Below are 13,085 nucleotides of genomic sequence, written 5' to 3'. Positions count from 1 at the left end.
TCCCCATACAAGACGATGAGGCATCCGGACAAAGGCGTCCGTCCCCGCAGGGGGGCGGACGCTTTTTTTTTTATGGGCCCCTCGTCAGACACATGACAAGGAGCAAGGGAATGAAGACCACCTGTGCCTATTGCGGAGTGGGGTGCGGCATCCGGCTGAGCCGGGAGGGGGACAACTGGCAGTTGCAGGGGGATGAGCAGCATCCGGCCAACGGCGGCGCCCTGTGCGTCAAGGGGGCCAGCCTGCTGGAGAGCCTGGCCTTTCCCGATCGCCTGCTCTATCCGCGCTGGATGGGGCAGCGCATCGGCTGGGAGGAGGCCCTGGACACCCTGGCGGAGCGTTTTGCCGCCATCCTGGCCGAGTCCGGGCCGGATGCCATCGGCATCTATCTGTCGGGCCAGCTCACCACCGAGGATTACTACGTCGCCAACAAGCTGATGAAGGGGTACCTCGGCAGTGCCAACGTGGACACAAACTCCCGGCTCTGCATGTCGTCGGCGGTGGTGGCCCACCAGCGCGCCTTCGGGGAGGATCTGGTGCCCGCCTGTTACGAGGATCTGGCGCTCGCGGATCTGGTGGTGCTGACCGGTGCCAACACCGCCTGGACCCATCCCGTGCTGTTTCGCCGCCTGCAGCAGGCCAGGGCGCGGCGCCCCGAGCTCAAGCTGGTGGTGCTGGATCCCCGCCGCACCATGACGGCGGAGCAGGGGGATCTGCACCTGGCGCTCAAACCCGGCAGCGACGTGACGCTCTGGAACGGCCTGTGCCGCTTCCTGCTCGATGTCGATGGCTGGGACAAGGCCTATGTGGCACAGCACGTGAGCGGTTTCGAGGAACTTGCGGGCGCGCTGGACGATCCGGCCTGGCAACTGGACGAGGTGGCCCGCAGCTGCGGCCTCTCCCGCAGCGATCTGCTCGGGTTTTACCAACTGTTCGCCCGCACCCCCAAGACCGTCACCCTGTTCTGCCAGGGGATCAACCAGTCCAACCAGGGGGTAGACAAGGCCAACGCCATCATCAACGCCCACCTGATGTGCGGTCGCATCGGCAAGCCGGGGGCGGCTCCCTTCTCCATGACGGGGCAACCCAACGCCATGGGAGGGCGTGAGGTGGGAGGGCTCGCGACCCAGCTCGCCGCCCACATGGGCTTTGGCGAGGCCGAGTGCGATCGGGTACAGCGCTTCTGGGGAAGCCCGACCATGGTGCGCGGGCCGGGGCACAAGGCCGTCGAGCTGTTCGAGGCGGTGCACCGGGGGGAGATCCGCGCGCTCTGGGTGCTCGGCACCAACCCGGCCGTCTCCCTGCCGGACGGCAACCGGGTGCGCGAGGCCCTGAGCCGCTGCGAGCTGCTGGTGGTCTCCGAGGTGACGGCCAACACCGACACGGCGCGCCTCGCCCACCTGCTGTTGCCTGCCGCCGCCTGGGGGGAGAAGAGCGGCACCGTCACCAACTCCGAGCGCACCATCAGCCGCCAGCGCGCCTTCCTGCCTCTGCCGGGGGAGGCCAGGCCAGACTGGTGGGCCCTGACCCGGCTCGCCCGCCGGCTCGGCTTTGGCGAGGGGTTCGCCTATGAGCACGAGCATGAGATCTTCTGCGAGCATGCCGCCCTCTCCGGGTTTGATAACGGCGGATCCCGCCAGTTCGACATCTCCGGGCTGGCGGGTCTCACCCGCGCCGAATTCGAGGCGTTGGAACCCCTGCGCTGGCCCGTCAATGCCGACTGGCCCCGTGGGCGGGATCGCCTGTTCGAGGATGGGCGCTTTGCCACCCCGGATGGCCGGGCCCGCCTGCTGCCCCTGGCCCAGCGCTTCCCCGAGCAGCCAGAAACGCCCCTGCTTGCAGGGGCTGTCTCCCTGCTCCTCAACAGTGGCCGCCTGCGGGATCAGTGGCACACCATGACCCGCACCGGCCACGTGCCCCGGTTGCAGGAGGCCGAGCCCTGGCCCAGGGTACGAATGGGTGCCGCCAGCCTGCTGGCGCTTGGCGTGAAGGAGGGGGATCTGGTGCGCCTTTGCAACGGGCTCGGGGAGGCGCTGCTGCTGGTGGGGCTGGATGAGGGTCTCAGGGAGGGGGAGGCCTTCCTGCCCATGCACTGGACCGACAGCCAGTGCAGCCAGGGGGCGGTCAACCGCCTCATCGCCCCCGTGGTGGATCCCCTTTCCGGCCAGCCGATGTTCAAACAGGGGCGGGTGCAGGCCAGGGCGCAGCTCACCCGCTGGCAAGGGCTCTGGTGTGGCCGTGGTGAGTGGCGCGAGCCGGTGGACTGGTGGGCCAGGCGCCCCCTGCCCGAGGGTAACTGCACCCTGCTGGCCTCCTGGTCAGAGAGCACAGAGAGCCTGTGGCAACGGCTGGGGGCCGAGGGGCACTGGCTCAGGCTGCCCATGAAGGAGGGGTGGCTGGCCGTGGCCCTGGCCAGAGATCGTATCGAGGGGATCCTGCTGGTGGGGGCGCGGCGCCCGGACATCAAGGTCGACCTGCTGGCCAGTCTGCTCGGCACGCCGCTCCAGGCGGGGGCCCTGAGCCAGACCCTGAGCCAGGCCCTGGCCGGGGAGAGCCGGCTGGTCTGCTCCTGCCTGCGGGTCTCGGAGCAGCGCATCGTCGATGCCATCACCCGGCAGGGGGTGAGCGAGTTGGCGGGGCTGCAGGCCCTGCTCGGCTGTGGCAGCAACTGCGGCACCTGTCTGCCCGAAATCGACAAGCTGTTGATCAAACATGTTTTCCTGGCATCCGCTTAGTGCGGTGCCAGGACACAAGGAGCCTGAGATGAGCCAAATCAGTCTGGTGGGAGCGGGCCCCGGGCCCCTCGAATTGTTGACCCTGCGCGCCCTGCACCGTCTGGAGGCGGCAGAGGTCGTGGTCTATGACCGCCTGGTGGGGAGCGAGATCCTGGCCCGCATTCCCCACGGGGCGGCCCGCTTCGACGTGGGCAAACGCTGTGGTGAACCGAGCCCGACCCAGGAGGAGATCAACGCCCTGCTGCTGGCCCTGGCCCGCACGGGCAAGCGGGTGGTGCGCCTCAAGGGAGGGGATCCCCTGGTGTTCGGGCGCGGTGGCGAGGAGGCGCTGCACCTGGCCCGGCACGGCATTGAGGCCGAGCTGGTGCCGGGGATCACGGCGGCCCTGGGGTGCGCCGCCAGCAGCTTCATTCCCCTGACCCACAGGGGGCTGGCCCGCTCCCTGACCCTGGTGACGGGGCACCTGATGGACGAGCGCGACTATCAGGGCTGGCAGGGGTTGACCCGGGCGGGCCACACCCTGGTGTTCTACATGGGGCTGGAGCGGGCGGCCCGCATTCGGGAAGGGATGTTGAGGGCGGGGGCTCCGGGCGCGCTGCCGGTGGCCCTGGTGGTGGCTGGCTGCAGCCCCCGCCAGCAGGTGCACGAGGCCACGCTCGATGGCCTGGAGCAGGCCGCCCGTGCCCTGCTGGGCCAGAGCCCGGTGCTGATCATCATGGGGGAGGTAGTGCGGCTGCGCGCCGAGCTGCAGGGGCTGCTGACGGAGGCCCTGGAACGGGTCGCCTGAGGGGCGATTTTCCCTCTACCCCCACTACCTCCTGATAGATAAAAAGGAGGTAGATTCAAAGAGTTGGCCTTCATGTTGCGGCATTTTCGCCAGACAGAACGCGATCGTCGCCGGCAAGGAGCGCCATGACCACTTTTTCCACCCGGGGCCAGGACGGCCCCGCTTCCCGGCTGTTGATCCACGCCGATGACCCGGGCCAGGCGAACCGCCTGGCCCTGCTGGTCAGTCACTACGGCCATCAGCCCGGGATCCTCGATACCCGCCAGTTGCTGACTCCGACGCAGAGGGGGGATGCCCTGCTCGTCAGTTGCCGCCAGTTCAGCGCCGAGGTACGCCTTGGCCTCTCCCTTTGGCCCGACATGCCGCGGCTCTTGTTCTGCGAGCGGCTGGGGGGCGATACCCAGCTCGCCCTGTTGCAGCAGGGGGTGTTGCTGGTGCCCCACCCTTGCGGCGAGCGTGAGCCGGTGGAGCAGTGGCTGCGTCTGGCCCGCAGTCAGCTCGCCATGGTGCAGGCCCTGATGCAGACCGAGAGCGAGCTGCGCCAGAAGCTGGAGGATAGGCGGCTCATCGAGCAGGCCAAGGGACGCCTGATGCGCCATCAGGGGCTGGACGAGGACGAGGCCTATCGCCTGATGCGCAGCACCGCCATGAGCCGTCACCTGAGCCTGGGGGAGCTGGCGCGGCAACTGCTGCAGGCTTTGCCCGCCTGAGCGCTCCCGTGGCCAACCGTTTTGGTGCAACTGCGCCTAATTGAGGCAAACTTGAGGGAGGATCAGGGCACCACAGGCCGCAAAGGGCCGCCTGATGCACCCTGGACGAGCTGGCACGGAAAGTGAATAACAAAAACACGATAGCAATGAAGTAACGATGCGCAGTGAGGGGCCGGTCAGGTCACTCACCCGCAACAGGGCAAAGAAGCCCCGCCGATCCCGGATCGGCGGGGCTTTTTTTTGGTCGCGACGCACCTTGGGTCGCAGCGCTGCAACGAGGTGGCACTGCGATTCCAGGCAGCCTGGCGCCATGGCCCTGACCCGGAACCGAGGGAGGAGATGCAATGAACGGACGACAAGGATGTGCGGGGCTGCTGCTGGCGGCGCTGTCGCTGCCGGTGCTGGCACTGGGAGCCCCGGAGCAGGAGGAGCTCAGGCTCGGCTTCATCAAGCTGACCGACATGGCGCCGCTGGCGGTGGCCTACGAGCGGGGCTATTTCGAGGATGAGGGACTCTACGTCACCCTCGAAGCCCAGGCGAACTGGAAGATCCTGCTGGATCGGGTGATAGACGGCGAGCTGGACGGTGCCCAGATGCTGGCGGGCCAGCCTCTGGCGGCCCACATCGGCATCGGCACCCAGGCCGAGCTGGTGACGGCGTTTGCCATGGATCTCAACGGCAACGCCATCACGGTGGCCAACAGCGTCTGGGCCGCCATGGTGCCCCAGTTGCCCAGGCCGCAGGCGGGCCAGGTGCCGCCCCCGGTGAGCGCCGCCGCCCTCAAGCCCGTGGTGGCGGAGTATCGCCAGGGGGGCAAGCCCTTCAACATGGGGATGGTCTTCCCCGTCTCCCCCCACAACTACGAGCTGAGGTACTGGCTGGCAGCAGGTGGCCTGCACCCCGGTTTCTATGCGCCCCGGCTCGGCGACAACTCGGGCCAGCGCCAGGCGGACGTGCTGCTGTCGGTGACTCCGCCCCCCCAGATGCCCGCCACCCTGGAGGCGGGGACCATCGCCGGCTACAGCGTGGGGGAGCCCTGGAACCAGCAGGCGGTCGCCAGGGGCATAGGGGTGCCCGTCATCACGGATAACGAGATCTGGCGCAACAACCCGGAGAAGGTGTTCGGCGTCACCCGGCAGTGGGCCGAGCGTCACCCCAACACCCATGTGCGGCTGGTGAAGGCGCTGCTGCGGGCGGCCTGGTGGCTGGATGCAGACGACAACGGCAACCGGCGCGCGGCGGCCAAGCTGCTGGCCAAACCCGAGTACGTGGGGGCGGACGAGCAGGTGATCGCCAGCTCCATGACGGGCACCTTCGAGTACGCCAGGGGGGACAAGCGCCAGGTGCCGGATTTCAACGTCTTCTTCCGCCACCACGCCACCTATCCCTATTACTCCGACGCCATCTGGTACCTGACCCAGATGCGGCGCTGGGGCCAGATCCCCGAGGCCAGACCGGACGCCTGGTTCGAGGAGGTGGCCAAGGCCGTCTATCAACCGGACGTCTATCGCCAGGCCGCCGAGGCCCTCATCGCCGAGGGCAAGCTCAAGGCCAGTGACTTCCCCGACTTTGCCAGCGAGCAGGGCTATCGCGGCCCCCAGGATGGCTTCATCGACGGCCTCATCTACGACGGCCGCCACCCCAACGCCTACCTGCAACAGTTCGCCATCGGCCTCAAGGGCGATGAGCGGGTGCAATGAGCAAGGAGATCCCGATGAAACGACACACATGGCCCCTCATCCATTTAAAAGCCATCAACTGGAAAATCACGGTGCAGCCCCTGCTCGGCGTGCTGCTCTTCCTCGGCCTCTGGCAGTGGGGGGCGAGCCAGGTGCAGACCAGTCTGGGCACCCTGCCGGGGCCGCTTGCCACCGCCAGCCAGCTCTGGTCCCTCGGGCAGGAGCATCTGCAGGAGCGGGAGAAGGCGGCGGCCTTCCTCGAACGCCAGCAGATGCGCAACGCCGAGCGACTGGCAGCGGATCCGGCGGCCGAGGTGAAGCTGCGTCCCTACACAGGGCGCCCCACCTTCTTCGATCAGATAGCCACCAGCCTGCTCACCGTGCTGTGCGGCTTCGCGCTGGCGACCCTGATCGCCATTCCGTGCGGGGTGCTGCTCGGCATGAACCAGGGGCTCTATCGCGCAGCCAACCCGGTGATCCAGCTGCTCAAGCCGGTGTCGCCGCTGGCCTGGCTGCCCCTCATCACCCTGGTGGTGAGCGCCCTCTACGCCAATCCCGCCCCCTGGCTTGCCAAGTCCTTCCTCACCTCGGCCCTGACGGTGACCCTCTGCTCCCTCTGGCCGACCCTGATCAACACGGCGGTGGGGGTGGCGGGGCTGGATGGGGATCTGCACAACGTCAGCCGGGTGCTGCGCCTCTCCTTTGTGACCCATGTGCGCCGCATCGTGCTGCCAGGGGCCCTGCCCATGATCTTCACCGGGCTGCGGCTCTCCCTGGGGGTGGCCTGGATGGTGCTGATCGCGGCGGAGATGCTGGCCCAGAACCCGGGGCTCGGCAAGTTCGTGTGGGACGAGTTCCAGAGCGGCGGCTCTGCGTCTCTGGCCCGCATCATGGTGGCGGTGATCACCATAGGCCTCATCGGCTGCGCCCTGGACAGGGGCATGCTGGCCCTGCAGCAGTGGTTGTCCTGGGACAAGCGCCAGGTGCTGCGTTAATCACATTTCTATTCAGGCAGGAGAAGAGCCAATGAAGAGTTATCTGGAGATAAGCGACGTCGGCATCTCGTTCGAGACGGAGCAGGGCAGCTTCGAGGCCTTGAGCCGGGTCAACCTACGCATCGAGAAGGGGGAGTTTGTCTCCCTCATCGGTCACTCGGGCTGCGGCAAGAGCACCGTCCTCAACCTGGTGGCCGGGCTGCTGGAGCCGACCCTGGGGGGCATCATTCTCGATGGTCGCGAGGTGGCGGGCCCGGGGCCCGAGCGGGCCATGGTGTTCCAGAACCACGCCCTGCTGCCCTGGCTCAGCGTCCAGCAGAACGTGGCGCTGGCGGTGGCCCAGGTGGAGTCTAACAAGCGGGCGGTGGCGGAGCGGGTGGACTACTACCTCTCCCTGGTGCAGATGGATCACGCCAGCCAGAAGATGCCCCACGAGCTGTCGGGGGGGATGAAGCAGCGGGTCGGCATCGCCCGCGCCCTCTCGCTCTCCCCCAAGGTGCTGCTGATGGATGAACCGTTCGGCGCCCTCGATGCCCTGACCCGGGCCCATTTGCAGGACGCGCTGATGGCGATCCAGGCGGAGCTTGGCAACACCGTCATCATGATCACCCACGACGTGGACGAGGCGGTGCTGCTCTCCGATCGCATCGTCATGATGACCAATGGCCCCAGCGCCACCGTCGGTGAGATCCTGACCGTCGACCTGCCAAGGCCCAGAGACAGGGTCGCCCTGGCGGACGATCCCCACTACCACAAGCTGCGCCAGCAGGTGCTGCGCTTCCTCTACGAGAAGCAGCGCAAGGTGACCCCCCTCAAGGCAGCCGGGCAGGTGCGCAGCAAGCTGCGCGCCTGAGCCCGCCGGATTCAAGGAAGAGAGACATGACTGACAAAGAGCAACAGTGGGTGACAGAGGACGGCATGGGCCTGCTCGGTCGCCAGAACAGTGGTTCCGCCGAACAGACCGCAAAGCAACGGCTGCTGGTGGTGGGCAACGGTATGGTGGGTCATCACTTCGTCGAGCAACTGGTGGCGGCGGGCGGCCTCGAGCGGTTCGAGGTGACGGTATTTGGCGCCGAGCCTGACGCCGCCTACGACAGGGTGCATCTGTCCGAGGTATTCGGCGGCAAGGCGCCCCAGGCCCTGCGCATGGCGGATCCCGCCTGGTATGAAGAGAGCGGCATAACGCTGCGGCTGGGGGCCGAGGTGGAGGTGCTCGACCGGGCGGCCCGCACCCTGACGCTGGCCAACGGCGAGCGGTTCCCTTACGACCGTTTGGTGCTGGCGACCGGCTCTGTCCCCTTCGTGCCCCCTATCCCCGGCCATCAGCGGGAGGGCTGCTTCGTCTATCGCACCCTGGGAGATCTCGCCGCCATCCGCGATGCCTGCGCCCAGGCCCGCAGCGGCGTGGTCATCGGTGGCGGCCTGCTGGGGCTGGAGGCGGCCAACGCCCTGCGCCTGCTCGGCCTCAAGACCCAGGTGGTGGAGTTCGCCCCCAGGCTGATGCCGGTGCAGCTCGACGAGAGCGGCGGCGCCGTGCTGCGGGACAAGATCCAGGCCCTCGGGGTCGAGGTGCTGGTGGAGAAAGCCACCGAGTGCATCGAGCAGGGGGAGCAGGCCCGTCATCGCCTGCGTTTCAAGGACGGTTCCCACATTGAGACCGACGTGCTGCTGTTCTCGGCGGGGATCCGCCCCGCCGACACCCTGGCCCGGCAATCCGGGCTGGAGGTCGGGGAGCGCGGCGGCATCTGCATCGACGACGGCTGCCACAGTTCGGATCCCGCCATCCTCGCCATCGGCGAGTGCGCGCTCTGGCAGGGGCGCATCTTCGGCCTGGTGGCTCCCGGCTACCAGATGGCCCGGGCCGCCGTGGCCAGTCTGTGCGGCGGCGAGACCCGCTTTATCGGGGCCGACATGTCCACCAAGCTCAAGCTGATGGGGGTGGACGTGGGCTCCATCGGCGATGCCCACGCCAGTACCGCCGGCGCCCAGGAGTTGCTGCTGCTGGACAGGGTCAACGGCATCTACAAGAAGCTGGTGACCGACGGCGAGGGCAACCGCCTGCTCGGCGCCATCCTGGTGGGGGACGGGGCCGATTACGAGCGGCTGCTGCAATACTACCAGAACGGGGTGGCGCTGCCCCAGCCGCCGCTCTCCCTGCTGGTGGGGGAGGTCGGGGCCGCCCCCGCGCCCCTGGTGCTGCCGGACAGCGCCATCCTCTGCTCCTGCCACAACGTCAGCAAGGGGGACGTGGTGGCCGCCGTTCGGGCGGGCAATCACGAGCTGTCGGCGGTGAAGAGCTGCACCAAGGCCGGCACGGGTTGCGGCGGTTGCAGCAACCTGCTCAAGCAAGTGGTGGATCAGACCCTGGCGGATCTTGGCGTCGAGGCGGACAAGGGGTTGTGCGAGCACTTCGCCTACGGCCGTCAGGAGCTCTATCACCTGGCCCGGGTGGGCGAGCTGAAGAGCTTCGAGGCGCTGCGGGACAAGCACGGCCAGGGGCTGGGGTGCGACATCTGCAAGCCGACGGTGGCCTCCATCCTGGCGTCCCTCTGGAACGAGCACGTGCTGGAGAAGCCCCACCGCGCGTTGCAGGATACCAACGACGCCTTCCTTGCGAACCTGCAAAAGGACGGCACCTATTCGGTGGTGCCGCGCATCCCGGGGGGGGAGATCACCCCGGAGGGGCTCATCACCATTGGCGAGGTGGCGCGCAAGTACAGCCTCTACACCAAGATCACCGGCGGCCAGCGCATCGATCTCTTCGGCGCCCGGGTCGACCAGCTGCCCGCCATCTGGGGCGAGCTGGTGGCGGCGGGCTTCGAGACCGGTCAGGCCTACGGCAAGTCGGTGCGCACCGTGAAGTCCTGTGTGGGGTCCACCTGGTGTCGCTACGGGGTGCAGGACTCCATGACCCTGACCCAGACCCTGGAACACCGCTACAAGGGGCTGCGGGCACCACACAAGCTGAAGTTTGCGGTCTCAGGCTGCACCCGGGAGTGCGCCGAGGCCCAGAGCAAGGACATCGGCGTCATCGCCACCGAGCGGGGCTGGAACCTCTATGTGTGCGGCAACGGCGGCATGCGGCCGCGCCACGCCGACCTCTTTGCCACGGATCTCGACGAGCAGACCCTGATCCGCTACATCGACCGGCTGCTGATGTTCTACGTGCGCACCGGGGACAGGCTGCAACGCACCTCGGTCTGGATGGAGAACATGGAAGGGGGGCTCGACTATCTCAGGTCGGTGATCATCGAGGACAGGCTCGGCATCGGTGCCGAGCTGGAGGCCATGATGGAGGGGATAGTCGGCACCTGGCAGTGCGAGTGGAAGAGCACATTGGCGGATCCGGACAAGCTCAAGCTGTTCGAGGCCTTCGTCAACCGGCCCGAGGACGAGACGCCGCCGCGCCGTGAGGAGCGGGGGCAATGGGTGCCGGATATCGCTGTCAAGGAGGTGGTATGAGCGGGGGCAACGGGTTGCACGCCCGCCATCAGTATCAAGGAGGTGGTATGAAAGATGACAAGGACGATGCACAGCTCTCCGGGCAGTGGCACCGGGTGTGCGAGCTGGCGGCGCTGCCGGAGCAGGCCGGGCGCAGCGCCTGGCTGGAAGGGCGGGTACTGGCGCTGTTTCGCCTCGGGGAGCATGTCTATGCCCTGGACGGGGTGGACCCCCTGGCCGGCGTCGCGGTGCTGGGGCGTGGCCTGGTGGGGGATGCCGGTGGGGAGCCCGTGGTGGCCTCGCCGCTGTACAAGCAGCGCTACGCCCTGATGGACGGTCGCTGTCTGGACGATCCTGCCCTGAGCGTCGCCTGCTGGCCGGTGCGGCTGGAGGGGAGCGAGGTCTGGGTACAGCTGGGCTGAGTGGCCCATCTGAAAACCATGTTGTGATCGCCGGGCACTGCCCGGTGATTTTTTGTGCGCGACCCGACATTTCTTGTACGAGAGGATGGCGGGAAAACGTTTTTCGGAAATAATGGACAAACGTTTGCAATTGGATGTTTGTCTATGACGGAACGTGAGCAAGAGATCCTCGCCCTGCTGCGCCAGGATCCCATGATTGCCCAGCAGGAGCTGGCGGACAGGCTCGGCATCAGCCGCTCCGCGCTGGCGAGCCACATCTCCAGCCTGATGCGCCAGGGCTATGTGCAGGGGCGCGGCTATGTGCTGCGCGAAGGCCCCTACGCCGTGGTGATCGGCGGCGCCAACATGGATATCTGCGGCTGTAGCCACGACAACCTGCGCATCGGGGATTCCAACCCGGGCCGGGTACGCACCTCCGCCGGCGGGGTGGGGCGCAACATCGCCGAGAACCTGGCGCGCCTTGGCACCGATACTCGCCTGCTGACTGCGGTGGGCAACGATCAATACGGCCACCACCTGCTGGAGGTGAGCCAGCGCGCCGGGGTCGATGTGCGCCAGGTGCTGGTACTGGAGGGTCAATCGACCTCCTGCTATCTCAGCCTGCACGATGGCAGCGGCGAGATGAGCTGCGCCGTCAACGACATGGGGATCATCGAGCAGCTCACCCCGGCCCGGCTCACCCCCCTGAGCGGTTTTCTCGGTGCGGCCCGGCTCTGGGTGCTCGACACCAACCTCGCCACCCACACCCTGGACTGGCTGTTCGAGCGCCAGGGGGAGCACATCATCTTCGTGGACACCGTGTCGGTGGCCAAGGTGGAGAAGATCCGCCCCTGGCTGCACCGCATCCACACCCTCAAACCCAATCGCACCGAGGCGGAGCAACTGTGCGGCTTCACCATCGGCGGGCCCGACACCTGGCCCATGGCGGCGGCCTGGTTCCACCGCGCCGGGGTGCAGCGACTCTTCCTGAGCCTCGGCGATCAGGGGATCTTCTATAGCGACGGGGCCTGCCAGGGCCATCTGCCCGTGCTCGGCAGCCCGGTCGTCAACGTGACCGGTGGCGGTGATGCCTTCATGGCAGGGCTGGCCCACGCCTGGTTGCAGGAGCAGGGCATCATGGAGACAACCCGGTTCGCCCTCGGTTGCGCCGCCCTCACCGTCAATTGTTCCGATACCGTCTTTTCCGGCCTATCCAAGGCCGCCGTTGAACGCATGCTGGAGGAGTACCCATGTTGAACGCTTACCTCGATATCCAACCTGAAGTTGCCGCCGCGCTGGCTGCCGGCAAGCCGGTGGTGGCCCTGGAGTCCACCATCATCTCCCACGGCATGCCCTATCCGCAGAACGTGGAGACGGCGCGCCAGGTGGAGCAGGTGGTGCGGGACAACGGCGCCGTGCCGGCCACCATCGCCATCATCGATGGCCGCCTCAAGGTGGGTCTGGATGCGGGGGCCCTGGAGGCGCTGGGCCGGGCCGGTCATGCCGCCACCAAGTGCAGCCGCCGCGACATCCCCTTCGTGCTGGCCAACAAGGAGCTGGGGGCGACCACGGTGGCCTCCACCATGATAGTGGCCGCCATGGCCGGGATCCGGGTGTTCGCCACCGGCGGCATCGGCGGCGTGCATCGCGGCGCCCAGGAGACCTTCGACATCTCCGCTGACCTGCAGGAATTCGCCCAGACCCCGGTGGCCGTGGTTTGCGCCGGCGCCAAGTCGATCCTCGACATCGGTCTGACCCTGGAGTACCTGGAGACTCAGGGGGTGCCGGTGATCGGCTACCAGACCGAGGAGCTGCCCGCCTTCTACACCCGGGAGAGCGGCTTCAAGGTGGATTACCGCCTGGAGAGCCCGGCGGCCATCGCCGAGGCGCTGCGTCTGAAGTGGGAGCTGGGGCTGGCCGGGGGCGCCGTGGTGGCCAACCCGATTCCGACCCAGTTTGCCATGCCCAAGGCTGACATCGACGCCGCCATTGCCCAGGCACTGCGTGAGGCGGACGAGCAGGGGGTGAAGGGCAAGGCGTCGACCCCCTTCCTGCTGGCCCGGGTGTGCGAGCTGACCGGTGGCAACTCTCTGGCGGCCAATATCCAGCTGGTGCTGAACAACGCCGCGCTGGGGGCACGCATCGCTGCCAGCCTGTAAACACCTTTGCGAAAGATGCAAAAGAGGGCCAACAGGCCTAATGCCGATCAGTTAAGGATCCATTGACCGATCCTCAGGCTGTGTAAGAATCCGAAACTCCTTGTTGGGTTTCGGATTTTTTTATGCGTATCGACCAAGCTCTCGACTTCATTCACGCCTGTCCTCCCGGAAAGTTTGA

10 protein-coding genes are annotated in these 13,085 nt (G+C 67.3%); all 10 read left to right on the top strand.

The genetic code is table 11. The annotated features are described in order from the left end of the window. Window positions 1-110 precede the first annotated feature (110 nt). The 10 genes from J9892_RS04640 to J9892_RS04595 all read left to right on the top strand — a co-directional run bounded on the left by J9892_RS04640 (window position 111) and on the right by J9892_RS04595 (window position 12,907). The gene (locus J9892_RS04640; RefSeq protein WP_198497887.1) at window positions 111-2,735 is read left to right on the top strand and encodes a nitrate reductase; all 2,625 of its coding nucleotides are present in this window, start codon (window positions 111-113) and stop codon (window positions 2,733-2,735) included. 28 nt (window positions 2,736-2,763) lie between these two features. Then, entirely contained in the window at window positions 2,764-3,522 is a 759-nt protein-coding gene (gene cobA / locus J9892_RS04635; protein ID WP_010675453.1) for a uroporphyrinogen-III C-methyltransferase, read from the top strand. Window positions 3,523-3,647: 125 nt separating this feature from the next. Beyond that, window positions 3,648-4,232, top strand: coding sequence for an ANTAR domain-containing protein (locus J9892_RS04630; RefSeq protein WP_010675452.1), 585 nt, complete (start codon window positions 3,648-3,650; stop codon window positions 4,230-4,232). A gap of 344 nt (window positions 4,233-4,576) precedes the next feature. Beyond that, window positions 4,577-5,932, top strand: a complete 1,356-nt coding sequence (locus tag J9892_RS04625; protein WP_246876617.1) for a CmpA/NrtA family ABC transporter substrate-binding protein — start codon at window positions 4,577-4,579, stop codon at window positions 5,930-5,932. Between the two features lie 14 nt (window positions 5,933-5,946). Continuing rightward, entirely contained in the window at window positions 5,947-6,906 is a 960-nt protein-coding gene (locus J9892_RS04620; RefSeq protein ID WP_102948435.1) for an ABC transporter permease, read from the top strand. A 31-nt stretch (window positions 6,907-6,937) separates the two neighbouring features. Then, window positions 6,938-7,759 carry an ABC transporter ATP-binding protein gene (locus tag J9892_RS04615; RefSeq protein WP_210538021.1) on the top strand — a complete coding sequence of 274 codons (822 nt, stop codon included), beginning with the start codon at window positions 6,938-6,940 and terminating at the stop codon, window positions 7,757-7,759. A gap of 26 nt (window positions 7,760-7,785) precedes the next feature. Beyond that, the gene (nirB, locus tag J9892_RS04610; protein ID WP_210538020.1) at window positions 7,786-10,368 is read left to right on the top strand and encodes a nitrite reductase large subunit NirB; all 2,583 of its coding nucleotides are present in this window, start codon (window positions 7,786-7,788) and stop codon (window positions 10,366-10,368) included. Window positions 10,369-10,415: 47 nt separating this feature from the next. Continuing rightward, on the top strand, window positions 10,416-10,769 hold the full coding sequence (nirD, locus tag J9892_RS04605) for a nitrite reductase small subunit NirD (RefSeq protein ID WP_111896739.1): 354 nt from the start codon (window positions 10,416-10,418) through the stop codon (window positions 10,767-10,769). Window positions 10,770-10,913: 144 nt separating this feature from the next. After that, entirely contained in the window at window positions 10,914-12,005 is a 1,092-nt protein-coding gene (locus J9892_RS04600) for a PfkB family carbohydrate kinase (protein ID WP_042014421.1), read from the top strand. After that, complete coding sequence (locus tag J9892_RS04595) at window positions 11,999-12,907, top strand: pseudouridine-5'-phosphate glycosidase (RefSeq protein ID WP_161470691.1); 909 nt, start codon at window positions 11,999-12,001, stop codon at window positions 12,905-12,907. Before J9892_RS04600 ends, J9892_RS04595 begins: the two co-directional genes overlap by 7 nt. The last annotated feature ends 178 nt before the right edge of the window (window positions 12,908-13,085 follow it).

Source organism: Aeromonas sp. Prich7-2 (assembly GCF_017939255.1).
GTDB lineage: Bacteria > Pseudomonadota > Gammaproteobacteria > Enterobacterales > Aeromonadaceae > Aeromonas > Aeromonas caviae.
This window is presented reverse-complemented; position numbering and strand designations above follow the sequence as displayed.

Excerpts from the sequence above, each read along its gene's own strand:
- nirB (WP_210538020.1), top strand. The coding sequence starts at position 7,786 with ATGACTGACAAAGAGCAACAGTGGGTGACAGAGGACGGCATGGGCCTG.
- J9892_RS04595 (WP_161470691.1), top strand. The coding sequence starts at position 11,999 with ATGTTGAACGCTTACCTCGATATCCAACCTGAAGTTGCCGCCGCGCTG.
- J9892_RS04620 (WP_102948435.1), top strand. The coding sequence starts at position 5,947 with ATGAAACGACACACATGGCCCCTCATCCATTTAAAAGCCATCAACTGG.
- J9892_RS04615 (WP_210538021.1), top strand. The coding sequence starts at position 6,938 with ATGAAGAGTTATCTGGAGATAAGCGACGTCGGCATCTCGTTCGAGACG.
- J9892_RS04630 (WP_010675452.1), top strand. The coding sequence starts at position 3,648 with ATGACCACTTTTTCCACCCGGGGCCAGGACGGCCCCGCTTCCCGGCTG.
- cobA (WP_010675453.1), top strand. The coding sequence starts at position 2,764 with ATGAGCCAAATCAGTCTGGTGGGAGCGGGCCCCGGGCCCCTCGAATTG.
- nirD (WP_111896739.1), top strand. The coding sequence starts at position 10,416 with ATGAAAGATGACAAGGACGATGCACAGCTCTCCGGGCAGTGGCACCGG.
- J9892_RS04625 (WP_246876617.1), top strand. The coding sequence starts at position 4,577 with ATGAACGGACGACAAGGATGTGCGGGGCTGCTGCTGGCGGCGCTGTCG.
- J9892_RS04600 (WP_042014421.1), top strand. The coding sequence starts at position 10,914 with ATGACGGAACGTGAGCAAGAGATCCTCGCCCTGCTGCGCCAGGATCCC.
- J9892_RS04640 (WP_198497887.1), top strand. The coding sequence starts at position 111 with ATGAAGACCACCTGTGCCTATTGCGGAGTGGGGTGCGGCATCCGGCTG.